This is a genomic window from Zeaxanthinibacter enoshimensis (assembly GCF_004362865.1).
Lineage (GTDB): Bacteria > Bacteroidota > Bacteroidia > Flavobacteriales > Flavobacteriaceae > Zeaxanthinibacter > Zeaxanthinibacter enoshimensis.
In genome coordinates, this window is sequence record NZ_SNYI01000001.1 from 47,677 (window position 1) to 71,782 (window position 24,106).

At 48.8% G+C, this 24,106-nt stretch carries 22 protein-coding genes; 13 read left to right on the top strand and 9 right to left on the bottom strand.

All coding sequences use genetic code 11. The annotated features are described in order from the left end of the window. Positions 1-12 precede the first annotated feature (12 nt). The 10 genes from CLV82_RS00260 to CLV82_RS00305 all read left to right on the top strand — a co-directional run bounded on the left by CLV82_RS00260 (position 13) and on the right by CLV82_RS00305 (position 7,427). Complete coding sequence (locus CLV82_RS00260; RefSeq protein WP_133642308.1) at positions 13-645, top strand: arsenate-mycothiol transferase ArsC; 633 nt, start codon at positions 13-15, stop codon at positions 643-645. Between the two features lie 2 nt (positions 646-647). Further along, positions 648-1,694 (top strand): ACR3 family arsenite efflux transporter, encoded by a 1,047-nt coding sequence (gene arsB, locus CLV82_RS00265; protein ID WP_133642309.1) that lies wholly within the window; start codon positions 648-650, stop codon positions 1,692-1,694. 271 nt (positions 1,695-1,965) lie between these two features. Further along, positions 1,966-2,499, top strand: coding sequence for a sigma-70 family RNA polymerase sigma factor (locus CLV82_RS00270; RefSeq protein WP_133642310.1), 534 nt, complete (start codon positions 1,966-1,968; stop codon positions 2,497-2,499). 121 nt (positions 2,500-2,620) lie between these two features. Next, entirely contained in the window at positions 2,621-3,568 is a 948-nt protein-coding gene (locus CLV82_RS00275) for a phosphatase domain-containing protein (RefSeq protein ID WP_133642311.1), read from the top strand. Further along, positions 3,565-4,467 carry a diacylglycerol/lipid kinase family protein gene (locus tag CLV82_RS00280; RefSeq protein ID WP_133642312.1) on the top strand — a complete coding sequence of 301 codons (903 nt, stop codon included), beginning with the start codon at positions 3,565-3,567 and terminating at the stop codon, positions 4,465-4,467. The genes CLV82_RS00275 and CLV82_RS00280 overlap by 4 nt, the downstream gene beginning before the upstream one ends. A gap of 141 nt (positions 4,468-4,608) precedes the next feature. Beyond that, entirely contained in the window at positions 4,609-4,938 is a 330-nt protein-coding gene (locus CLV82_RS00285; protein ID WP_133642313.1) for a hypothetical protein, read from the top strand. Positions 4,939-5,018: 80 nt separating this feature from the next. After that, positions 5,019-5,666 carry a DNA alkylation repair protein gene (locus CLV82_RS00290; RefSeq protein ID WP_133642314.1) on the top strand — a complete coding sequence of 216 codons (648 nt, stop codon included), beginning with the start codon at positions 5,019-5,021 and terminating at the stop codon, positions 5,664-5,666. Positions 5,667-5,749: 83 nt separating this feature from the next. Continuing rightward, complete coding sequence (locus CLV82_RS00295; RefSeq protein WP_133642315.1) at positions 5,750-6,562, top strand: CPBP family intramembrane glutamic endopeptidase; 813 nt, start codon at positions 5,750-5,752, stop codon at positions 6,560-6,562. 107 nt (positions 6,563-6,669) lie between these two features. Then, a complete protein-coding gene (locus CLV82_RS00300; RefSeq protein ID WP_133642316.1) occupies positions 6,670-6,957 on the top strand; it encodes a hypothetical protein in 288 nt (95 codons plus the stop codon). Positions 6,958-7,076: 119 nt separating this feature from the next. Then, on the top strand, positions 7,077-7,427 hold the full coding sequence (locus CLV82_RS00305) for a GIY-YIG nuclease family protein (protein ID WP_133642317.1): 351 nt from the start codon (positions 7,077-7,079) through the stop codon (positions 7,425-7,427). A gap of 72 nt (positions 7,428-7,499) precedes the next feature. Here the strand turns inward: CLV82_RS00305 and CLV82_RS00310 are convergent, their stop codons facing one another. After that, entirely contained in the window at positions 7,500-7,874 is a 375-nt protein-coding gene (locus CLV82_RS00310) for a putative quinol monooxygenase (protein WP_133642318.1), read from the bottom strand. Positions 7,875-8,096: 222 nt separating this feature from the next. After that, complete coding sequence (locus CLV82_RS00315; protein ID WP_133642319.1) at positions 8,097-8,681, bottom strand: fasciclin domain-containing protein; 585 nt, start codon at positions 8,679-8,681, stop codon at positions 8,097-8,099. A 200-nt stretch (positions 8,682-8,881) separates the two neighbouring features. Here CLV82_RS00315 and CLV82_RS00320 point away from each other — a divergent pair, with 200 nt between their 5' ends. Both CLV82_RS00320 and CLV82_RS00325 read left to right on the top strand, forming a co-directional pair. Continuing rightward, positions 8,882-9,517, top strand: coding sequence for a SanA/YdcF family protein (locus CLV82_RS00320; protein WP_133642320.1), 636 nt, complete (start codon positions 8,882-8,884; stop codon positions 9,515-9,517). Positions 9,518-10,418: 901 nt separating this feature from the next. Continuing rightward, positions 10,419-11,672, top strand: a complete 1,254-nt coding sequence (locus CLV82_RS00325; protein ID WP_133642321.1) for an NRAMP family divalent metal transporter — start codon at positions 10,419-10,421, stop codon at positions 11,670-11,672. Positions 11,673-11,675: 3 nt separating this feature from the next. Here CLV82_RS00325 and acs read toward each other — a convergent pair whose 3' ends face one another. From acs to CLV82_RS00340, 3 genes are read right to left on the bottom strand one after another with little or no spacing between them, the layout of a single operon-like run. Continuing rightward, positions 11,676-13,583, bottom strand: a complete 1,908-nt coding sequence (gene acs / locus CLV82_RS00330) for an acetate--CoA ligase (protein ID WP_133642322.1) — start codon at positions 13,581-13,583, stop codon at positions 11,676-11,678. 48 nt (positions 13,584-13,631) lie between these two features. Further along, positions 13,632-15,323, bottom strand: a complete 1,692-nt coding sequence (locus CLV82_RS00335) for a sodium:solute symporter family protein (RefSeq protein ID WP_133642323.1) — start codon at positions 15,321-15,323, stop codon at positions 13,632-13,634. A 20-nt stretch (positions 15,324-15,343) separates the two neighbouring features. Further along, positions 15,344-15,604: a DUF4212 domain-containing protein gene (locus tag CLV82_RS00340; protein ID WP_133642324.1), complete on the bottom strand. Its 261-nt coding sequence runs from the start codon at positions 15,602-15,604 to the stop codon at positions 15,344-15,346. A 153-nt stretch (positions 15,605-15,757) separates the two neighbouring features. Here CLV82_RS00340 and CLV82_RS00345 point away from each other — a divergent pair, with 153 nt between their 5' ends. Then, on the top strand, positions 15,758-15,949 hold the full coding sequence (locus CLV82_RS00345; protein ID WP_133642325.1) for a hypothetical protein: 192 nt from the start codon (positions 15,758-15,760) through the stop codon (positions 15,947-15,949). On the opposite strand, the gene CLV82_RS00350 is transcribed toward CLV82_RS00345, so the two are convergent. The 4 genes from CLV82_RS00350 to fabD all read right to left on the bottom strand — a co-directional run bounded on the left by CLV82_RS00350 (position 15,946) and on the right by fabD (position 24,051). Further along, on the bottom strand, positions 15,946-17,883 hold the full coding sequence (locus CLV82_RS00350; protein WP_133642326.1) for an OmpA family protein: 1,938 nt from the start codon (positions 17,881-17,883) through the stop codon (positions 15,946-15,948). The two genes, CLV82_RS00345 and CLV82_RS00350, sit on opposite strands and share 4 nt — an antisense overlap. Positions 17,884-17,890: 7 nt before the next feature. After that, the gene (locus CLV82_RS00355) at positions 17,891-18,880 is read right to left on the bottom strand and encodes a PorP/SprF family type IX secretion system membrane protein (protein WP_133642327.1); all 990 of its coding nucleotides are present in this window, start codon (positions 18,878-18,880) and stop codon (positions 17,891-17,893) included. An 8-nt stretch (positions 18,881-18,888) separates the two neighbouring features. After that, positions 18,889-23,013: a T9SS type B sorting domain-containing protein gene (locus CLV82_RS00360; protein WP_133642328.1), complete on the bottom strand. Its 4,125-nt coding sequence runs from the start codon at positions 23,011-23,013 to the stop codon at positions 18,889-18,891. A gap of 153 nt (positions 23,014-23,166) precedes the next feature. Beyond that, complete coding sequence (fabD, locus tag CLV82_RS00365) at positions 23,167-24,051, bottom strand: ACP S-malonyltransferase (RefSeq protein WP_133642329.1); 885 nt, start codon at positions 24,049-24,051, stop codon at positions 23,167-23,169. Positions 24,052-24,106: the final 55 nt, after the last annotated feature.

Below are 24,106 nucleotides of genomic sequence, written 5' to 3' on the forward strand. Positions count from 1 at the left end.
AATAAATAAAGTATGATCACTGCCAAACCGGGGGTTTACGAAGCCATTGCCAATCAGGTCGCAGCGCTGGACCCCGATAATATCCCTGCCGAAAGAAAGGAAACCCTGCAACCCCTGCTCGATTTTATCCAGGTCAAGGTAAAGAAGAAGGAGGCGATCCGTCTCAATTTTATCTGCACCCATAATTCGCGCCGGAGCCATTTATCACAGGTATGGGCCCAGGCCATGGCCTTTTATTTTGGTATTGAGAACGTACAGTGTTATTCGGCCGGGACGGAAAGCACAGCCCTCTTCCCAGTGGCCGCAAAAACCCTGGAAGAATCCGGTTTTGTGATCCGGGCTCTTTCCGAAACAAACAACCCGGTTTACAGCATTAAATTCGCAGAGCAGGAACACCCGGTGATCGGTTTCTCAAAAACCCTGGACCACGATTTTAATCCAAAATCCGGTTTTGCCGCTGTGATGACCTGTTCCCAGGCCGACGCCGGTTGTCCCTTCATCGCAGGGGCCGAAGTCCGCATCCCGGTCACATATGAAGACCCCAAGGCCTATGATAATAGTCCGCAGCAAGCGGAAAAATACAGGGAGCGCAGCCTGCAGATCGCTACTGAAATGTTATACGTATTTTCCCAAATCAAGTCTTAAGCATGGCATCCGGAAAACTGAGTTTCTTAGACCGCAACCTCACCCTGTGGATCTTTATCGCGATGGCTGTGGGGGTAGGCATAGGGTATTTCTTTCCCTCCTTCCCGCTTGTCATTAACAGCTTCGGCAGCGGGACCACCAATATCCCTATCGCCATCGGGTTGATCCTGATGATGTATCCTCCCTTGGCAAAAGTGAATTACGCCCTCTTACCCCGGGTATTCAGAAATGTCAGGATACTCTCTGTATCCCTGGTACTGAACTGGATCATCGGGCCATTACTGATGTTTTTCCTAGCCATCATCTTCTTACGGGATTACCCGGAATATATGGTCGGACTTATCCTGATCGGGCTTGCCCGCTGTATCGCCATGGTGCTGGTCTGGAACGACCTGGCCGAAGGCAGCAGTGAATACGGGGCAGGACTGGTGGCACTGAACAGTATCTTCCAGGTCTTTGCCTATAGTTTTTATGCCTGGATCTTTATCACGGTACTCCCCCCCTATTTTGGATTTGACGGAGCCATCGTCGATATATCCATTGCCACCATAGCCAAAAGTGTGGCCATTTACCTGGGCATTCCTTTCCTGATGGGCATCCTGAGCAGGCTGGTACTGGTAAAACTAAAGGGAGAGGCCTGGTATAACGAAAAATTTATCCCGGCTATCTCGCCCCTTACCCTGGTCGCCCTGCTGTTTACTATCGTGGTCATGTTCTCCCTGAAAGGGGAACTGATTGTCGAGATCCCTATGGATGTACTGGTGATCGCAGTGCCGCTGTTGATCTATTTTACCCTGATGTTCATTATAGGCTTCTTCTTCAGCAAAGCGATGGGAGCAACATATGATAAGACCGCTTCTGTAGCTTTTACTGCCGCAGGCAATAATTTTGAACTGGCCATAGCCGTAGCTATTGCCGTGTTTGGACTGAATTCCGGGCAGGCCTTTGCAGGGGTGATCGGTCCCCTGGTGGAGGTGCCGGCCCTCATCCTGCTGGTGCGTGTCTCATTCTGGCTCAGGAATAAGTATTACGCCCCGGCCAGGGCCTGAAGACAATCGGATCTATCTTCTTAAGACCATCCATCCAAATTAATGACAGTTTTATGTATCTTTTTTTGGATTTCCCGGTCTACCTGTTGAACTTAAAAATTTGTCAGCTATGAATACCTGTATATGTACTCAATGTAATTGCACCCAGTGTAATTGTAAAAATTGTGCTACGGCCAACTGCCCATGTACCAACTGTGACTGCACCAAGTGCGATTGCTGTAATTAATTCCCGGGACAGGCTTTTTGGCCTGTCTTTTGTTATATTAGGAATATGACCACTGAAGAGATCACATTTCTATATCGGGACCGGGTGTACTATTTCCTGCTGAAGCAGCTGGGGGATGCTGAAGCTGCGATGGATATACTTCAGGAAACCTTTTTAAAAGTACATCATAAACTCGGGCAGTTAAAAGACCCGGAAAAACTGGAATCCTGGTTTTTCCAGGTAGCAAGGAACACGATGAAGGACCATCTTTCACGCGAAGCCCGGTTAGTTGCCGCTATCGACCCCGGCTCCGGGAATTCCATAGAAAGGGAACCGGAACCCTGTTGCTTTGACCGCTTTATCAGAGAACTTCCTCCGGGCTACAGGGAAAGTATTGAACTTGTCTATATACAGGGCAAGAAACAGCAGGAAGCCTCGGAGTCGCTCGGTATCAGCCTCCCCAATATAAAAGCCCGGATTCGCCGTGCCAAGAATATGTTGAAAGATAAATTCGCTGACTGTTGTGGATACGACCTAAACGAGGAGGGAAAGCTCATCGGCGAGGCCGATTGCCGCCAATGCAACCAGGTTATTGGGTAAGGATCGCTGCCGGGTTGTCATAGTGATCCTTGCAATCGTAAATGGAACACGATTTCTGTAAATCCCAACCAAACTCCTGTGAAATCTGTTGTATTTTCATTCCCCTGCTGCTTACACTCATATGGGAAAAAAGACGTCAATATATATCTGGCAGATTACCGCCCTGGAATTCACCGAAAAAGTTTGGATCGAAGGAACGGTGATCCATGGTGATTATAAACAACGGAAAGTACATGCCACCTGGATGGGGCATTTAATAGAAGTACTGTTCTCTTATTTCCGGAAACCGGCCTCAGGGGTAAGGCTACGGATAAGGACTAACACAGAAGAACAGACCGTTAAGACCAATAGAAAGGGCAGGTTCTCCTGCCTCTTAGATAAATTTATGCCGGGGGAGATGCAGCTCTCTCATCAGGGTGAGATCCTGGAACTTCCGGGAGGATACCCGTACTATTTCCCCCAGAACTCCTCTTCCCTGGAAGTGGTTTCAGACCTGGATGACACCGTACTGCACTCGCATACGGCCTCGGCCCTTAAAAGGATCTACAGCATCCTCTTTATCCGTCCCCGTAAAAGGAAAGCGGTAGCCTATACCTACCAGCTGATGGAATGGTTTAAACAACAGCATATCCGGGTCACCTATTTGTCCAAGAGCGAGTCCAACTTGTTTGAGCTGATCTATGCTTTTATCAATACGCAGGAATTACCCCAGGGAGCATTGTTACTGAGTCCCTATTTGAAATTATACCAGTTGCCAAAACCGAAGAAAGGGAAAGATTATAAGTATAACCACCTGAAGACCCTGCTGACCCAGCAACCGGACAAGAGCTTTATCCTGATCGGGGATGATACACAGCGCGATATGGAGGTGTATACCTCCATCATCCGGAACTACCCCGGAAGGATCCAAAAAGTCTTTATCCGGCAGAGCAGTTTTGACAGGCAGCGCGAAAACTACTGGCAAAAGTTGCAGGCTACCGGTGTCCCCGCCATCTATTTTAAAGACGGTGACAAGCCCGGCGAAGCTATAGAAACATTAACCTCAATTCTTAATCGCTCAGCAGTATGAAGGTACTTTTAGTGATCAACCCGGTATCCGGCAATTCCGATAAGCAAAATTTGCTTGGGACCATAAAAAGAGAAGCGCTTCTTCAAAACATCAGTCTCGATATTTATACCACGACCGGGAAGAATGATGATGAGAAGATAGAAGAATTGCTGTCCGGGACATCCTATGAGCTACTCGTTGCCCTGGGTGGGGATGGGACCGTGAACAGGGCTGCTCTTCATGCCAGGAAACATGAGCTATTGTTCGGGATTATCCCAGGAGGTACTGCCAACGGCCTGGCCAAAGACCTGGGGATACCCTCAGATCCTGTGGAAGCCTTTAGACAGGCAATAGAACAAAAACACAAGATCTGGATGGATATGATACAGGTAAATGAAAAATACCACCTGCTGCACCTGGGGGATATCGGGGCAAATGCCAATCTGATAGCCCGGATGGAGAATTCCAAAAAGGATACCTTGCACAATGCTGCTAATTTTATCCAGGAGTTCCTCGAGGGTGGTAGTTTTGATTATACCCTGGAAACTGATGAGGGCAGTTATAAAGGGAATGCCAGCATGGTCTCTTTCTGCAATGCCCGGAAATACGGAACCGGGATCCCCTTGACAAAGGATGCCGCGCCCAATGACGGTAAATTCGAGGTGGTGATCTTTAAAGAGATCGCTGTCTCTACTTTATTAAAATCTGCCCTGGCAGCTATCGAAGAATCCTTATTCCCGGACGAGGACCGGCAGATCATCAGTACCACCAGTGCAGTCATCAATTTAACCGAAGCCCGGCAATGGCAGTTGGACGGAGAACTTATGCCCCCTGCCCGGCAGATCCGTCTAAAGATACTTCCCCGGCAACTTAGGATGATCTGTGGGGAAGAATGTCCGTATACAGTTGACGCCTGCTAGGATAGAAGTCATCTCCAGCCCAGGCGTTGATCCCAGTTTATATAGGGATCCTGAATGTATTACAAGGATTGATCTATGAATATTCCCTATCTTTAGGGTAGTCCATATTATTAAATGAAAGGACGTCATCAAAAGGGAAATATGAGCAAGTGGGAGGAGCGATTAAAAGTCTACGATCAACTGGTAGCAAGTTGTCCCCGGTTTGAGCGCAAAGGCAAAACAATGCCTTATACCTCGGCCAACGGGTATATGTTCTCCCTTCTTAACCATGCAGGAGATATAGGGATCCGTTACTCCCCCGAGGTTCAGGAAAGATATATTGCGGCTTTCAGATCGTCTCATTTCCGATCGCATAATTCTGTAATGGACGGCTACGTTCTGATCCCTGAAACAATGCTCAGCAACCGGGAAAAGATGGTAAAACTTCTGGATGAAAGTTACGATTATGTCATGGGTCTTGAGCCCAAATAGAAGTACAGTTCCGGGCTATCAGTATTTAATGAAAATGATTGTGAACACCATAAATAGTTTACATTCAAATTGAACTGCTTATGATTACAGAATTGTCAACCGAAGCCCGTAAGATCTATTCACAAATATGCCAGGACAACACCAAGCTGGGAGATCTCCGGAAAATTGCAAAGGAAATTAAAAAAGACCATTCTTTGGGCATGGAGCTTTGGGGTACCGGGAACTTTATGTGCCGTCAGCTAGCTATTCTCTTGTTTGACAAAAAGCTGCTGACACAAGAATTGCTGGATATGCTGTTCGGGGATATGGAGGAACACCCGTTTAACGAACGTACACAGCTTTCAGACTGGCTAATGGCCAACCAGCTGAGCCGGGATAAAAAGACCATCGCCCTGATGGAAAACTGGGAAGACAGTCCCTCAGTACTTCAGCGCAGGCTCTTCTGGTATTACCAGGCACGGCTGCGATGGACAGGCCAGACTCCGCCTCCTAATACCTCGCGTTTGCTTGAGGCAATAGATGAAAAGATACAAGAAGAAGATCCCGAAGTACAGTGGGCTATGAATTTTACAGCAGCCTGGATTGGCATTTTTGACCACTCGTACCGGGCACGCTGTATAGCGATGGGAGAGAAATTCGGTCTTTACCGGGACGAGAAAGTGTCAAGAGGTTGTACTCCCAATTATTTACCTGAATTTATCCGGATAGAAGTAGGGAAGCGCAAGTAAACGGGTCCCAGAAGCCCAGACCTGTGCGGCGATAAAAGCGGTCAATGTTTTAAAATATAATACGTGTGTCAAATACTTTGATTATGGACAGATCAAGGAGAGTGATATTTCTTACCCTGCTGACCTTCGCCCTATATTTCGTTTTAGACATGCTTTATTTCAGGGAGGTCAGGACCTGGATAAATGAAGGTATTGGGCAATTTGGTATCAGCCACAACCTTGCGTATCTCTTGTCCGGCATACCTCTTTTCGCGGGATTACTGCTCTTACACCCCCGGAAGAAATTCTTCAGCGCTTTAGGGTTGAACCGTCCTTTCCTTACAGGAGCTGTCTTTGCCCTGGTATGTACCCTGCCCATGTATATAGGGTATGCTGTTTTCTTTAAAATTAACCCCGAACTCTCATGGAATGACATTTTAGTGGGGGTCCTTGCGGCAGCCTTTTTCGAGGAACTGTACTTCAGGGGCTTCCTGTTCGGGCAGCTGTACAGGTACACCCGGCTCGGGTTTATTCTATCCGTATTTCTCGGGGCATTGGTATTCGGTTTACTACACCTGTATCAAAGCACAGACCCCATGGAGTCCCTGATGATCTTTTTGATCACCTTCCTGGGCGGGATATTATTTGCGTGGATCTTCGTAGAATGGGGGTATAACATCTGGGTGCCCATCTGTTTACACCTTTTTATGAACCTGGCCTGGGCACTTTTCGACGTCAGCCAAAATGCCATGGGAAACACCTACGCGAACATCTTTCGACTGTTTACGGTACTATTGGTCATTATCCTGACCCTGGTCTATAAAAGGAAAAAAAGAATACCCCTGGAGATCGGCCGGAAGACGGTCTGGTTAAAGCCTGGGAATTGGTATATTTCAGAAAAGCGGGCAATAAATTAATATCACATCCATAGCTTGGACATAATGAGAACCAGGGGTTTCATATAATAACGACGTAGCCCGGCTGATGAAGTGAAGAAAATTTACTATATTTAAGAAAAACGATCATGAGTTCGGCCGGACATATACTGGACATGATAAAACGCATCAGGCAAAATAAGTCGATGCGTCCCTCGAATCGCCAGAAATTCCAGGCTGATAAACGGGAAACGATCTATTCCGGGATTCATCATCCGGAACGGGCTGTCTTCACTAAGTTTTCTGCCGAGCAGGAGTCAGCTGCCGTGGAAACCATCAGGCAGGAGGCCTCCAGGGACAAGCGCCGGGAATATCTTTTACTCATTCTATGTATACTGGCCATCGCTGTTTTCTTTTATATCTTCTTCAAATTATAGCTACACTATCCTCTGGGAGTAAAGTTTGCATCATTCTTTAGCCGGAATCCATACCAAGGCTGTTTTGGTATTTTTAAAACCAGTGATGCTGTATATTTGGCACCATACCAGATAACGTAATGCCTAAAACAACTTACCACATCTATGTCATAGAACTGTCCAAACGCGTATTTACGGAAAATGCCAGGTTCCGGGCTGCTAATCCACAATTTAACGGGGTATTGGAATGCCTGTATGTTGGAATGACCAGTAAGACACCCAAAGAACGGTTTGACCAACATAAGAGTGGCCACCGCAATAAGAAGGGGCATAAAATATCATCGAATATCGTAGAAAAATACGGGCTCTACCTGAGGGGAAGCCTGTTCAACCATATCGCCCCCATAGACAGCCGGGAAGAAGCACTAAGAATGGAAGAAACCCTGGCCCTGGAACTGCGGCGAAAGCGGTACGCGGTGTGGTATAATTAAGCATAGAGAACATCAAAAAGCCCCGGTATTAAACGGGGCTTTCAGGAACCGATAATTAACTACCGGAATACGTCAGGACACAGGCACATTTCTGAAGCCATATTCCAGCGTCCAAAATACCGGGTGAAACGGTGCTAATGGATCTTCCAATTTTTTCAATTCTTTCTCCGGGCCGTGGATCTCCAGTTTGGTGAGGTCAGCAATTTTTAATGCCTCCTCCAGGATAGGACCAACGTTCTGTAAATGTGCCAGGACACCGTCGGCATCGGAATAGGCCTCCCTGCAGTACACCTCGTCATCGTGGAAGGTAAAACTGTAATAAAGGCAATTATCTTCCTTCTTGGTCTGGTCCACGAATCGCTCGCAAAGCTTTTTAAAGGAATCGAGTTTCCCCGGGTGTACTTTAAAATAGGGCTGGATGCTGCAACAATCATCTACTTTGTTCATGATCAGTATAGTTTAGGTGTTATGTGCGCTTGTTGCGGGATTGCTTATTTAAGGAATTACCCTCTTGAATAAAATTGAATTAGGACGAACAACAAAGAAAAGTGTGCGGGGACAGTTAAATACTTACCAGAGAATAAAATTCGGTGTCCATGTGAAGTAGCCTGCAAACGAAAAAACCAGGCATAAAGCCCGGTCTGATCAATTATGGTAAAGCAATCGTGTTTACGGCATCAGTACGGTATCCACGCTGTGGATATAACCGTTAGAAGCCTTGATATCTGTCGCGATCAGGTTCACGGCATTTCCTTTATTATCATAGAGCACCACTTTATCGCCTTCCATTTTAAAGGTGATCCTGCTTCCCTGCAGGGTTTCGGCGGTAAAGCTGCCCCCGTTGTCTTTCAGTGCCTGGACAACATCTCCCGCTGTATATAATCCCGCCACTACGTGGTAAGTAAGTACCGCTGTCAGGGTTTCCTTGTTCTCCGGCTTTAGCAGTTCGGCCACCGTGCCGTCAGGTAATTTATCGAAGGCTGCGTTGTTCGGTGCAAATACAGTAAATTCCCCTTCTCCGTTCAGGGCTTCTACCAGGTCTGCACTTTTCAGAGCGGTAACCAGGGTTGAAAAATCCGCGTTATCCACAGCAATTCCAACAATCGTAGGCAATTCTTCTTCGGTGTCCGGAGTGTAGGCCTCTGCAACCTCCATCTGGTCTGATTCCGTCGTATTCTCTTTCTTTTCTTTTGTTTCCCCGCAAGCCATTAAAAAAAAGGCGACAAGGCTCCATAAACTGATACTCTTAATCATGGTGTTTTTGTTTTTAATTAATTGATTACCGTAAACTTACGCCCTAATTCACCAGCATTTTCCCAATTTTTGTTTAAAGTTTTTGTAATAATGTTAAACATTATTAAAATGTGGTGCGTGGAGCACATAGGAGAGCTGCCGCTTCATTTTATTTAAAAATTAGCTAGCTTTATACACTCCCCGCTAATAATCCCGTATTGATGAAGAAACGTATCCGGCAAATCCTGCTGCTGACCATACTTAGTGCAGTTGTGCTGTTGCTGGCATCCACTTCAGTGATCGAGATCGCCACCATCGGGAAGACTTTTTCGAAGATGGAGGATCTACCCCACAACCGCGTCGGTTTACTCCTGGGTACCAGCCGGTACAACTCCCCCACCGAGCTGAACCCCTTTTATTCCCACCGGATAGAAGCAGCCATCGCCCTCTACAAGGCTGATAAAATTGATTTTTTACTCGTCAGCGGGGATAACGCGACCATGTATTACAACGAGCCCAATACGATCAAAAAAGACCTTATCGCCGGCGGAGTCCCCGCCGAGAGGATCTTCCTGGATTTTGCCGGTTTCAGGACGCTGGACTCCATGGTTCGGGCAAAATATGTCTTTGGACTGGAGCACGTAACAGTCATTTCCCAGGAATTCCATAATGAGAGAGCCATCTTCCTGGCCCAGGTCAAAGGCCTGGATGCCATAGGGTATAATGCAGAAGGACTTTCCGGCACCGGGGGATTCCAGGTGTATTTTCGGGAGTATTTTGCCCGGGTAAAGGTTTTTATCGATCTCGCCCTGAACACCCAGCCCAGGTTTTACGGAAAGAGGATCGTGATTGAATGAAGGAAGTTCGAGGCCTGCCTCCGGAAGGTAAATTTGAGGTTTGAAGTTCGAAGCCTACCTTCGGTAGGTAAATTCGAGGTTTGAGGTTTGAGGTTCGAACTACGCAGTTGGCGGTTCGCGGCCTGCCTGAGGCAGGTAAATTCGAGGTTTGCGGTTCGTAGCATCGTTTAATCCGCAGAACCGTTTGACGGCGTGACGGTGTGACGGTGTGACAGCATAACCCGTATCCCTGCATCACCGTTTCACCGTTTCACCGCATCACCGTATCACTGTATCACCGCGTCACTGTCCTCTTGACGGCGCGACCCGCCCACCTCTTCGAAGTAATCGGGCAAGCGGTGTGACGGAATGACGACATTACCGCATCACTGTATCACTGTATCACCGTGTAACTGCTTGTATCCCCGCATCACCGTATCACCGTTTCACCGTATCACTGTAAGACGCGTGACCGTGTAACCACCTACCTGCAAGCTTTCTGCAGTAAAACACCATAACTTAAGACCGGGGCGGGGTTAAGAACCCCGGTTCTCAGTAGGCAGTTTGCAGTTCGCAGTTCACAGTTTTCGGTTCTCAGTTAGCAGTTCGCCGTATCACTGGATCACCGCATCACCGCCTCACTGTCCTCATGACGGTGTGACGGTGTGACGGAATGACGACATTACCGCATCACTGTATCACTGTATCACCGTATAACTGCTTGTATCCCCGCATCCCTGCATCACCCGCCCGAACGTGCCGCTCGGTACCTGCCCGTACTGCGTACATGCAGGCGGGCGGGCGGGCCGTTTCACCGCTTCACCGTATCACTGCATCACTTCATCACTGTTTCACCGCCTCACCGCATCACCCTAGTATCGTCTTAAAAAAAATCCTACATTTAATCACCTAACCATCCTATATGCCCAATCTTAAAACACTGATCAAAAACCTGGGACCCGGGCTTTTGTTCGCCAGCATGGCCATAGGCACCTCCCACCTGGTGCTTTCGACCAAAGCTGGAGCCCAGTACGGCTGGGTTATGATTATCCCTATCATCCTGGCCAACATCCTTAAATATCCTTTCTTTGAATTCGGTATCCGCTATACCATTGCAGCTGACAAGACTCTTATCGAAGGTTACTTAGGCAGGGGAAAAACCTACCTCTACCTCTATTCCTTTATTCACCTGGTGACCACTTTTACCATCCTTGCCGCGCTCTACGTAGTGACAGCCGGACTCTTTATCAACCTTTTTGACACCCCTGGGATCTCGGTAAGCATGGTAGCCCTGGGACTATTCGCTTTTATCAGTGTCCTGCTGATCATTGGCCGTTATAAATTCCTGGAACTGTCGCTGAAATTCGTGGTATCAATCCTTTTTATAGCACTGCTGGTCACTACGGTACTTGTGCTTATCAAAGGCCCGGTAACCCCGGTAGAGGGTTTCCGGAGGCCGGAGATCTTTAACGAGGTGGGAATCCTTTTCCTGATCGGGCTGGTGGGCTGGATGCCGACAGCCGTTGAAGCCAGTAGCTGGATCAGTCTCTGGACCGTGGAAAAATTCAAGATCACCAACCGCAGGCTCAGCCTGGCAGAAGCTCTGCAGGAATTTAATTCGGGTTACCTGATGACTGCCTTACTGGCCGTATTCTTCCTGCTTATCGGGTGGATGACCCTATATGGCACCAATACAGAACTCAGCGGGAACGCGGTAACTTTTGCAGACCAGGTGGTACAGCTCTTCACCACCCATATCGGGCAGTGGGCTTATATCTTTATCGCGGTATCAGCCTTTGCCACCATGTTCAGTACCTGTATGACCGCCCACGATGCAATCGCACGGGTAAGCCTGGACATCCTGGGGTTCTTACGTCCTACACGCAAACCATTGGTCGCCCGGAAACATTTTGCCTGGGCTGTGGTTATCCTGGCTGCAGTGAATTACCTGGTGCTTACCGCCTTCAGCGCTAATATGGGGAACCTGGTGGCCCTCGCCACCTTTATATCATTCGTGATGGCGCCTGTAGTCGGGTATATGAACCTGAAGAATGTGATGAGCAAGGATGTACCTGCAGATATGAGGCCATCCCGCCCACTGCAATGGCTTACCTGGGCGGGGATGTTCTTCCTTGCCTTCTTCTCCCTCTATTACTGCTGGATGATATTCTTCTGAAACCTACAGGGCTTCATCAATGATCTCCTGTACCACCTCGGGATTCAGCAGTGTACTGATGTCTCCCAGGTCAGAGGTATCATTCCCGGCGATCTTCCTCAGTATCCGCCTCATGATCTTCCCGCTCCTCGTCTTAGGTAAGCCGGGCACGAACTGAATCTTATCCAGTTTCGCGATCGGCCCTATCTGCTCCGTGATCTGTTGGTTGATCTCGTTCCTCAGGTTATTCCTGTCCCTGCCTGTTCCCGTTTCTTTCAGGATGACAAACCCGTACAGGGCGTTACCCTTTATGTCATGGGGAAAACCTACTATGGCTGATTCTGCTACTGCAGGGTGTTCGTTGATCGAATCTTCTATGGGTGCGGTCCCGAGGTTATGACCCGAAACGATGATCACATCATCAACCCGCCCGGTGATCCGGTAATAGCCCACGGCATCCCTGAGTGCACCGTCTCCTGTGAAATAATAGCCTTTATAAGCCGAAAAATAGGTATCCCGGTACCGCTCGTGGTCACCCCAGATGGTTCTTGCCATCCCCGGCCAGGGGAATTTGATACACAGCCTGCCATCTACCAGGTTACCTTTTACCTCCTTACCTTCCTCGTCCATCAGGGCAGGTTGCACCCCGATAAAAGGCAAGGTAGCATAGGTTGGTGTGGTCGGGGTCACATAAGGGATGGGTGAGATCATTATCCCCCCGGTCTCGGTCTGCCACCAGGTGTCCACAATAGGGCTCTTGCCTTTCCCGATATTATTGTTGTACCAGTGCCAGGCCTCCTCGTTTATGGGTTCTCCCACAGTTCCCAGCACTTTTAAGGATGTCAGGTCGTGCTTCTCCACGTAATCCAGGCTTTCCTTTGCCAGTGCCCGGATCGCAGTCGGAGCGGTATAGAACTGGGTTACCTTGTGTTTCTCAACAACTTCCCAGAATCTGCCGTGATCCGGGTAGGTGGGCACCCCTTCAAACATTACCGTGGTAGCCCCGTTCACCAGGGGACCATAGACGATGTACGAATGCCCGGTGATCCACCCAATATCTGCCGTACACCAGTAGACATCGGGCTCACGGTATTGAAATATATTTTTAAATGTATAAGCGGTGAAGACCATATAGCCACCAATAGTGTGAACCATCCCTTTGGGTCTGCCGGTAGAACCGGAAGTGTAGAGGATAAAAAGCGGGTCCTCTGCGTCCATAACCTCGGCGGTTATATCCGCGTACGCCTTGTCCATCAAAGGTTCCAGCCAAAAGTCCCTGCCCTCCTTCATATTTACCTCGGTACCGGTGCGTTTGGCCACCAGCAGGGTGTTTACACCCGGGCAGTCTTCCATAGCCTGGTCTACTATAGCTTTCAGGTCTATAGTCTTTGCTCCCCGGAAAGACCCGTCTGAAGTGATCACAACCTTGCAGTCACTGTCATTGATACGGGTTGCCAGGGCATTAGCGGAAAACCCGGCAAATACGACCGAATGTATGGCGCCGATACGGGCACAGGCGAGGACCGAGATCGCCAGTTCAGGGATCATGGGCAGGTAGATACAGACCCGGTCGCCCTTTTTAACTCCTTTATCCCGGAGCACATTGGCCATTTTGCAAACCTTTTCATGCAGCTCCCGGTAGGTGATGTGTTGTGCCTCTTCCTTGGGATCATTTGGCTCAAATAGTATAGCAGTCTTATCCCCCCGGGTCGGCAGGTGGCGATCCAGGCAATTCTCGGTGATATTCAGTTGGGCACCTTCAAACCATTTCACATCGGGTTTGGTAAAATCCCAGGACAATACCTTGTCCCATTTCTTTCGCCAGACAAAGTGTTCTTCCGCAATCTCTTCCCAGAACGATTCGGGATCCCTGACAGATTTACGGTAGACCTGAAAATATTCCTCCAGGTGTTTAATATGGTAATTACTCATGTATTTTCTGGTTGTGGTCCCCTGCGTTGCAACGGGACTGGTTTTACGTTAATGTTCAATGGCCTTTTCTGCCCCTGAAGGTATCCGGATCAGTTCTACCATGTCCTGGATCTCAGGGGGTGGGGCTTTGGTGAAAGATGCCACCGCAATAGCCACAATAAAGTTAAGCAACATGGCGACAGTTCCAAAACCCTCCGGTGAAATCCCAAGCCACCAGTCTGCTGTTCCTCCACCTCCAAAGAAATCGAACTTAAATTTCAGCATATACCCCAGCATGGCCAGTATTCCCACTACCATCCCCGCAATGGCTCCTTCCTTATTCATTCGTTTATAAAAGATTCCGAGGATTATAGCCGGGAAGAAAGAAGCCGCGGCAAGTCCAAAGGCCAGGGCTACGGTGGCAGCCACAAAGTCGGGCGGGTTGATCCCGAAATATCCTGCCACGCACACCGCAACCACCGCGGACAACCGGGCTGCTATTAATTCTCCTTTATCGGATATGTTTGGTTTGATCTGTTTCTTGATTAAATCGTGCGAGATGGAGGTTGAAATGACCAGTAAAAGTCCGGCTGCAGTAGACAGCGCTGCCGCCAGCCCACCGGCAGCGACCAGGGCTATCACCCAGTTGGGCAGGTTGGCGATCTCCGGGTTTGCCAGAACCATGATATCGGCATCTACCGTCAGTTCATTTGATCCGGAATTCGCCAGGTATTGTATGTTGCCATCTTTATTCTTGTCATCAAACACGATCAGGCCGGTGGTTTCCCATTTGGAAAACCAGGCGGGCATCTCGGCATAGGGTTTCCCACTTACGGTCTCGATCAGGTTGGTACGGGCAAAAACTGCTATAGCAGGTGCAGTGGTATACAGGATAGCGATGAACAGCAGCGCATAACCGGCCGATTTCCGGGCATCCCTGACCCTGGGCACCGTGAAGAAACGTACGATCACATGGGGCAGCCCGGCAGTTCCTACCATCAGGGCGGCAGTGATAAAGAAGATATCTATCAGTGGCCGTGAGCCTTCGGTATAGGCATTAAATCCCAGTTCTGTGGATAGCCCGTCCAGCTTATCCAGTAAGGATATCTCTTCTCCCAGTACATCAGAACCCATTCCTATCTGCGGGATGGGGTTCCCGGTCATCTGTATGGAGATAAAGATAGCGGGGACCATAAAAGCGAAGATCAGCACACAATACTGGGCCACCTGGGTATAAGTAATGCCTTTCATCCCCCCGAGCACGGCATAGAACAAAACGATGACCATCCCTATCAGCACCCCGGTATTGATGGGAACTTCCAGGAACCTGGAAAACACCAGGCCAACACCGCGCATCTGCCCAGCCACGTACGTAAAGGATACCAGTAAGGCACAGATCACTGCCACGGTCCTGGCCACGTTGGAATAATAGCGGTCCCCGATAAAATCGGGTACGGTGAACTTTCCGAATTTCCTCAGGTAAGGAGCCAGGAGCAAGGCCAGCAGTACGTAGCCACCCGTCCACCCCATCAGGTAAACAGACCCGTCATAGCCATTAAAAGAGAGTAAGCCGGCCATTCCCAGGAAGGAAGCGGCAGACATCCAGTCCGCTGCCGTAGCCAGCCCGTTCGCCAAAGGCGGGACTCCGCCTGAGGCCACGTAAAAATCCGTGGTAGAGTTTGCCCTGCTCCAGATGGCGATCCCGATGTAAAGAGCAAAAGTAAGACCTACGATCAGGTAGGTCCAGGTCTGTACGTCCATGAAGTATTGGTTTGGTTAGCTTATTTTTCCCGGTAGCCGTATTTCTGGTCAAGTTTATTCATCAGCCGCACGTATACAAATATCAGGATTACAAAAACATAGATCGAACCCTGCTGTGCAAACCAGAATCCAAGTTTGAATCCCCCCAGGGAAATATTGTCCAGTGTATCCTTTAGCAGGATCCCAAATCCATAGGAAACCAGGAACCATATACTTAAAAGGATCAGCAGGTATTTCAGGTTGGTTCTCCAGTACCCGGTGTGATCAGGTTTCTTATCCATAGGTCGGCTATTTTCTCTAAATATAGACAATCCTGAAAAACGCAGCGATTAGCCTCCTGAAAAGTTGTATCCCGGGATGGAAATGGGGTTGCTCCCGGGGATGGATTTGCATTTAGCAGCTAATTTTTAAATCTTTGTAGAAATCTGTGTACTATGAAGTTGATTAGAATTGTAAGAAACACTAAAGAAGAAACCCGGTTTACCCCTAAGATGGGACTACTACAGACACGGGTCACCTACATCAGGAAATCCTTTGCAGGAATCCCCCTGAAAACCCTTCACAAATACAGGAATACCTATTATGGCAAGGTGAAGGATTGCAAGGCCTGTGAGCTTACCGCCTAAAGTTCCTCGTAATTCTCTATAACAAAGAGGTATCGTTCATTCTGCTTGTGCAGCATTTCCAGGCAGAACACCCCGTCTTTGCATTGATTCACCAGTTGCTCTTCCCCGTAACCGGTCGCAGAGACAATACTGGCACGATCTATTCCTTTCTCCAGCAGGTAGTTTTTGATCGCATCGGCCCTTGCCTGGGATAATCTCTTATTGGTAGTCCTGCCACCACGACTGTCTGTATGAACGGCTATACTGAATTTAATTTCAGGGAACCTGGTCATGGCATCCACGATCTTATCCAGTTCGGCCGTGATCTCGGGGGTCAGGCTTGTACGCCCGCTCGAAAAGTAGAACTTCCGGAGTTTAAACAAGGTTTGATCATCAGAGCGTTCCAGGATATCATCGAGGGCAACTATTCCCATGTTATACCCTATGCCCTGAATTTTTTCCAGCTCTGCAGCATCATAGGTCGCCGAAAAGACTGAATATTTCTCTTTGGTCGCCTGTATGGTCAGTTGTTCTTGCCAGGGAATTTCGAAACGGAATGCTCCATCATTATCCGAGCTCAGTTCGGTCAGTACATTACCTTCCCCATCCAGTACCCTCACCTGTGCACCGGGCACCTCATCCTTATCAGCAATATTGAGTACAGAACCACGTAAGGAAAAAGTTTTGAGTCCGGGTTTCTTGTCTGCTGTAAAGCCGTAGAGATCGTCATTGCCATTTCCTCCCTGCCGGTTGGATGCAAAATAACCTAGCACTCCTCCACTCTCCCTGCTGCGGATCACCAGCCCGAAATCATCGACTTCGGTATTGATCCCGGTTCCCAGGTTTACCGGGATACTGAAGGATCCATCCTGCTGGATGTCCGACTTATAGATATCCATTCCTCCCAAACCGTAAAAGATATCCGAGGAATAGAACAGGCTGCCATCATAGATATAAGGTGCGATCTCGTTCCCGGGCGTATTGATCCGTGGTCCTAAATTGATCGGGGCCGACATGATCAGTCCATTGTTGGTATACACAAAGTAAATATCCGTGCCCCCAAGACTGTCGTCAAAATTCGCAGCGAAATAAAGTTTCCCGGATTCAGCATCGTAGAAAGGGTAGTAGAAAGAAATATTGAGATCCTTCAGCAGGTAATTGGAAGTCTTGTCATCGGAGGCCATGGTAATCGCCAGGCTGTTCTTGCCGGACTGGCTGAACTTCAGTTTACCTCTTTCTGTATTGGAACTGATATAAAATATCTTATCCAGTTCTTTGGAATAATAAGGTGTGGCTTCGTGGTATTTGGCTTTAGGGATACCGAAGAAGGGGTTTGGATTGGCCAGGTTACCATCGGGGCCTATCCGCGCCACCCAGATGTCCAGGAAGGATTCACCTGAAGGGCCATAGATTGGTTTTGACTCCAATGCCCTGGCAGTAGTGAAAAGCAGCCGGTCCTTGTAAAATGTAGGGGAAAAATCGGCCTGGTTACTGTTCCCATTGGCATGGAATACGTTGTACCCCGGGTTCTCGGCATCCTGTTTTTCCAGTAGTACCAGGTTAAAATCCGCATTCTCTATAAGCTCCTTGGGCAGGGTATGTTTCCTGGTATCGAGGAAAGCTTTCACGCGTTCTTTGCCCGAGGCCCTCGCCATGGCCTGCAGCATATTGTTGAACTGGTGATTGGTCATCGTACTGTCTCTCTTGAACACCTGCAGGTACGCATCGGAAGCCTTGGCGTAATTCCCGACCTTGAGATAAGCCTGGGCCAGGTTCTGTTGTTGCTTTAAGGTAAGCGGACTCCTCTGCTGTTCCTTGAGGTATTCGGTTATCGCATCCTGGTAGGCGTATTCAAAGAAAAGAATGTCTGCCTTAGAACCCTGTTCCTGCGCATGAATGTTGACAGCCCCACAAAGGAAAATCAGTATTGCCAATAACTTTATGTCTGCTCGCATGCTCATATTAAAAGAACCTTGGTGAATCTATTTGTTTTGGTTTTCCTTTTTCGCCTCTCATTTTCTCCTTCTTATTCTTGGCAAAATCCTTGCCGAGGAAGAATTTAACGATTATTTCGTGGGATCCCTGGCTGTAATCCCCAATGCTGTTGGTGGTGTAATCATAAGAATACCCGATAAAAGCATTCGGAGAAACCTGGAATCCTGCCAGCCCGCTTACAGCGCTGCCAATCCTGTACGAGGCCCCGGCGGTAAAAGTATCATTGATCAGGAAGTTGGTAGAAACGTTAAAGGTAACCGGGGATCCGCTGAGATAATTAGCGAGTACGGCAGGTTTAAACTTCAGGCTTTCAGAGAGTTCAAATATGTAGCCCCCGATAAAGTTAAACTGCAGCTTGTCATCCACTATGGTGGCTACCTCTTCATTATATATGTCATCGGTCAGGAAATTAGGGACAGAAACCCCCAGGTACCCGTCATCGCCGTACATAAAGAGTCCGGCCCCTACCGTGGGATAGAATTTACTGATGGTCTCCTGGTCCAGGATGGGTTCGCCGGGGTTCTCGAAAGTTCCCTTGGAAAAATCCACGTTCAGGAATGATCCTCCCACGTCCATCCCGAAAGATAATTTTACGTAATCCGAGAGGTTCACCTGGTACGAATATGCCACGTCTACGAAGGTCTGGCTAGACGGCCCGATCTGGTCATTGATCACGTTAAAACCAAGTCCCATGGTTTCGTTATTGAACGGGTGGTTCACCCCAAAGCGGATCGTCCTTGGTGCGCCTTCAATATCGATCCACTGTGCCCTGTATAAAGCAGAGATATCAGTAGTCTCCACGGAACCGACATAGGCGGGGTTAAAACTCCCGATGTTGTACATATACTGGGTGTACTGCGGTTCTTTCTGTGCATGGCTCAAATGCATAGCACCGAACAGCAGCAAGGTCATTAACCAAACTCCGTTTTTTCCGGAAATCCGTATATATTGTGTCATTGATATGCTCATCTTATCAGCTGTATCCAGCCTTTCCTTACCTCTGAACCATCGCCGAGATCCAGGATATAAAAATAGGTTCCTTCTGCCACGTCTATATTGTTCCGACGGCCATCCCAGATGGCACTATCGGTCATATCACGAGCTTCGAAAATTTTGTTGCCGTAACGGTCAAAGATCACCAGCGAATTACCCGGGAACTGGTCAATATTATTGATCCTGAGAATGTCATTCGTTCCATCCCCATTGGGAGAGAACTGGTTAAATATAAATCCGGGCTCATCACTAGATCTTTCACTGACCACTACACGGACTGTTGCCGTGTTATTCTCGGTAATTCCGTCAACGGGATTAGAACTAAGAATAGTTGCTACATTGATAAAATTGCCGGTTCTTGGAACCAGAGCCGTAAAGGCAAGGCTCGCTTCTTTACCCGCAGCAAGGGATGGTATATCCCAAATCCCCGTAAGCGGGTCATAGCCTCCGTGTGTGTTAAAAATGATGTTCTGGAATACAAAACCTCCCTCTTCCGTTATAATATCTTCTACCCTGATGTTGTTTACCACGGTTTCATTGGATGATTCATTTACTACAGAAATCCTGAAAAGTATTTCTTCGCCCACTAATGGCCGGGAAGGTACCACTTCTTTCCTGATGACAAGGTCTACTCCCTCTACCGGGTCCGGGTTAACTGTAACGGTAGATGAGTTATTCGTAGCATTGTCATCTACCGGGCTCGAAGACAACAATTCTGCCGTATTGGTGAACACTCCTTCACTGCGCAGCGTAGCCGTCACCGTAAGGGTAGCGGTAGCCATCCCGTTCAGTTGGTCTATCTCCCAACTCCCGGTTTCCGGGTCATAGGTGCCGTCCGAAGTCTCAGCAGAGACAAACTCGAACCCGGATTCCAGCAGGTCGCCCACCACGATATCCGAGGCCGCACGGGTATCCGTATTATTCAGGGTTATGGTGAACACCACCTGCTCCCCGAAAGAGGCTCCTGGGTTATCCACTTCTTTCTGCACCTGCAGGTCCAGTGGTTGTGATTGGCAGACTTCGTTATTTGCATTCGGGATACAGGGATCTGTATTCGCAGGATCCAGCTGGTCTGTCACCCCGTCATTATCGGTATCTGTCAGGATAGATTCCAGCGCATCAATGATACCATCCCCGTCTTCATCCAGGGGACTATCCAGGTTAGGGCCAACTTCAATATTATCATTAATATTATCCGCATCCGTATCCACGTTGTTAGGGTTGGTACCCAGGATAGCTTCCTGCCCATCCAGCAATCCGTCTCCGTCCGAGTCCACATCACAGCTGTTCACCGTAATGGTCAGGTCTACCGATTCGTTTGTACAGGGTTGCTGCGCCCCGGTGGTGGTATAGGTAAATATGTACGTTCCTGCAGGACGGTTATTGAAATTAACCGTATTTCCTGATTCTATGGTCAGAACTCCTGATGGGTCCTGGCTGATGCTCCATACCCCCGCATCGTTCCCGCTGATAAAGTTATCAAGGTCCCTTAAGGTAGGGCCATTCTCAGGCACATTACAGGCTGCAGTATCATTGGTACTGCCTGCACTTACGGGTGGCACCACGGTTACGGTAACTCCTTCCCTTTCCGAGGTACAACCATTAGCGGTGGCTTCCACGAAATAAGTGGTAGTGGTGGTCACATTAGGTGTAAAGGTGGCAAAATTCCCCAGCACCTGGGTACTGCTCGCTGTGGCGTACCAGCGGTAACTTGGGTTCTCCGGGCTGTCCGGGATATCTCCTGTAACGGTTAATGTCGCCTGCCCCGGTCCGCATAGTTCGTCTCCCGTAGTACCTGTGATCACAGGGGTGGTATTTACTGTCAGGGTAACTTCCAGGGTGGGACTGGCGCAACTGTTGGTAGCATCGTAAAAGAAACCGTAATAAGTTCCGGGTGATGGATTATCTACCTGGGCCTGGGTGAGGTGGTTGGCCACGATCAGCGGATCGGGGTTCGCACTCCAGGTCAGGGTAGTACCTGACGGCGGGTTGCTGTTGGTGTAATCATCAAGTCCCGTTGTGATCACATCACAGAATACGTCAGCCACGTCAGCATCTCTTACAGGGGCAGTATTGCCTGCATCACAGGGAGGGGTACAATCGATCACCGTAATGGTCAGGGTCACCGAATCCTCGGTACATGGCGCCTGGGCATTATCCGTGGTATATGTAAATACATAATTTCCTAAGGGTTGGCCGGCAAAATCAACATTATTATTCCCCGGAATCGTGACATTGCCGCCTGAAGGCTGGCTGGTCACCGCCCAATCCCCTGAATCCTCACCGGTAATTTGATCGTCAAGGTCTACGGTGCTGTCGCCCGGTCCAACACCACAGGCACTTGCGCTCTGGGTGGTCCCGGCCTCGGGACTGGTATTCAAAGTAATATCCACACGCAGGGTAGGTCCGAGACACTGATCGTCCTGGTCATAAAAGAAACCGTAATAACTATCTGCTGTATTCACCACACTGCTACCCAGGTGGTTGCTGCCGTTAGCAGCAGGGCTGGAACTTCTGCTCCACCTCAATACTGTATTCGGCGGGGGCGTATTAGATACGTATGCATTCAGGTCCTGGCTGAACGAATCACAGAATTCATCAGGCACACTGTTATTCCTGGTGGGTGCCGTGGTAGGACAGGAATCATTGTCAATGATGGTTCCTGTAGCGGTATCCGAGGTGATGACATTGGGGTTCCCGCTTGTCATCGTAACGGTAAATGTTTCATTGCCTTCTACCCGGGTATCATTGGTCGTAGCCACCCCGAATTGCTGCTGTTCCCCGGCGCCGCCGGAGAAGTTGAGGGTTTTAACCCCGTTATCATAATCTTCAGGAAAAGCCAGCGGAAGATTTCCGCCGGTCGCGGTACCATCCGTAAATCCGATATTCACGGTGAAACCTCCTGGTACAGCATTACTTGATGTTACTGTAAATACAAATCCTGTTCCCTCTGTAGTGGAGCTGTTAGCGATCGTTAACTCGGTGTCGTTATCGGTATTTGTCGCGCTGACATTTGCTACATCATTGGCACCGAGTCCATTATAAGCAGGGTCCCCGGAGGTTGGGTTTCCGGTAACGATAGTATAACTGACATTCCCATCTACAATATTATCGTTCACCCCTGTTACCGTAATGGTCTGCCCTGTGTTCCAGTTGGTGTTGTCCAGCACCACCTGGCTGGCAGAGACCGTACCCTCAGAAGGGTCATTGCTACTGATTGGAATGGTTACCGCTGCAGTTGGCTGTGTATTGAGCGTAACAGTGAACTGGAAGTTGCCCCCTGACTCCGTGGTCGTACCGGAAGTCGGGGTTACTGTAACCCCTACGGTGTCATTATCGGTGTTGGTAAGGTTTACATCAGGGGTGCCTGCCGGGCCGATAGCGTCGTATTTCGGATCCCCGGGAGAGGTGGCATCACCGGTTTGTATCACGTAGGCGACGTTCCCGTCTGCAACTGCATCGTCCTGGCCCGTCACTGTTACCGTGACCCCAGTATCCCAGTTGGTATTATCGAGAACGGCACTGCTTACGTCTACAACACCCTCGCTGGTATCATTGCTGCTTACAGGTATAGTTACTGCATCAAGCGGTTCAGTATCCAGGGTAATGGTAAACTGGAACGTGCCGCCGCCTTCTGTGGTATTCCCGGATGTTGGGTTCACGGAGACACCGGCAGTATCATTATCAGTAATATTAATACTCGCGCTTCCCTGCCCAGCTACTATATCATAAGAACCGGTGGTGATCTCCAAGACAACCACTTCCAGATCTTCATCAATATCATCGTCTAATACATTAAGCGTAATAGTATTTGATCCATTTCCGCTAACATTGGTAAATACGGTTACGCTTCCCGAAAAAGGAGTGAAATCAGATCCTGAAGTGGCAGTGGTGCCGGCAGCAACAGCATAGTTGACCTGGACATTAGCAAGCCCTGGCCCGTTTTGCACTGTAACAAGATATTGTCCGTTATCTGGCCCTGTTTCTCCGGCAGTATTATCTGAAACTGATATAGAAACCTGTGTCTGCCCAAAGGCGAAAGCATTAAACAAGAAAAGGCATCCCAGGAGGAACTGCTTAAATGATGGTATTTTCATAGCTCAATTTTGAATTTTTAAATAAAATTCAGTGCGAGGCTTGGTTTTTAATGTGTAAAAGGATACCAATATTATGAAAAATTCCCACAAAGCTGACATTCATAGGATTAAATAAAGGTATTTCGGGTAAACTGCTCAAAAGCAGCTCACCGCCTATTCTACCGATGCCGCAGACGTTTCCGCACTGCGATCTATCTTCTTGACCAGTCCCTGTAAAACATTACCGGGGCCTACTTCTGTGAAATGGGTGGCACCATCCGCGATCATCTGCTGCACACTCTGTGTCCATTTGACCGGTGCGGTCAGCTGGGCGATCAGGTTTTTCCGGATCTCCGCAGGGTCTGTTACCGCGGTGGTGGTGACATTCTGGTAAATAGGGCAACTCGGCTTATTTACCTCTGTCTCCTTTATTGCTGCAGCCAGTTCCTCGCGGGCAGGCTCCATCAGCGGGGAATGAAATGCTCCCCCCACAGGCAACACCAGGGCCCGTCTTGCCCCTGCTTCTTTCAGCTTCTCACAGGCTTTTTCTATCGCCGGTACTTCCCCGGAGATCACCAACTGCCCCGGACAGTTATAATTCGCGGGCACTACGATCCCCCCGATCTCTTTACATATCTTTTCAACTGCTTCGTCCTCCAGGCCCAATACCGCCGCCATAGTGCTGGGCTGCATCTCACAGGCTTTCTGCATTGCCAGGGCTCTTTTGGAAACCAGGCTTAAGCCGGAATCAAAACTCAGCGCCCCGTTAGCCACTAGAGCGGAAAATTCACCAAGCGAATGCCCGGCAACCATGTCCGGTTTAAAACTTTCACCTAACACACGGCTCAGGATCACGGAGTGCAGAAAGATAGCAGGCTGGGTCACCTTAGTCTCCTTGAGCTGCTCTGCAGTTCCTTCGAACATTATATCGGTAATTGAAAACCCGAGGATCTCGTTAGCGCGTTCAAACAGTTCCTGTGCTTGTGGATATTTTTCGTACAGGTCTAGGCCCATCCCGGTAAACTGGGCGCCTTGTCCGGGGAATATGTATGCTTTCATCAATTCGGTTTTAGTGGGGCTAAAATAGGGAATATTTTGCGCTTTACCCGCCATA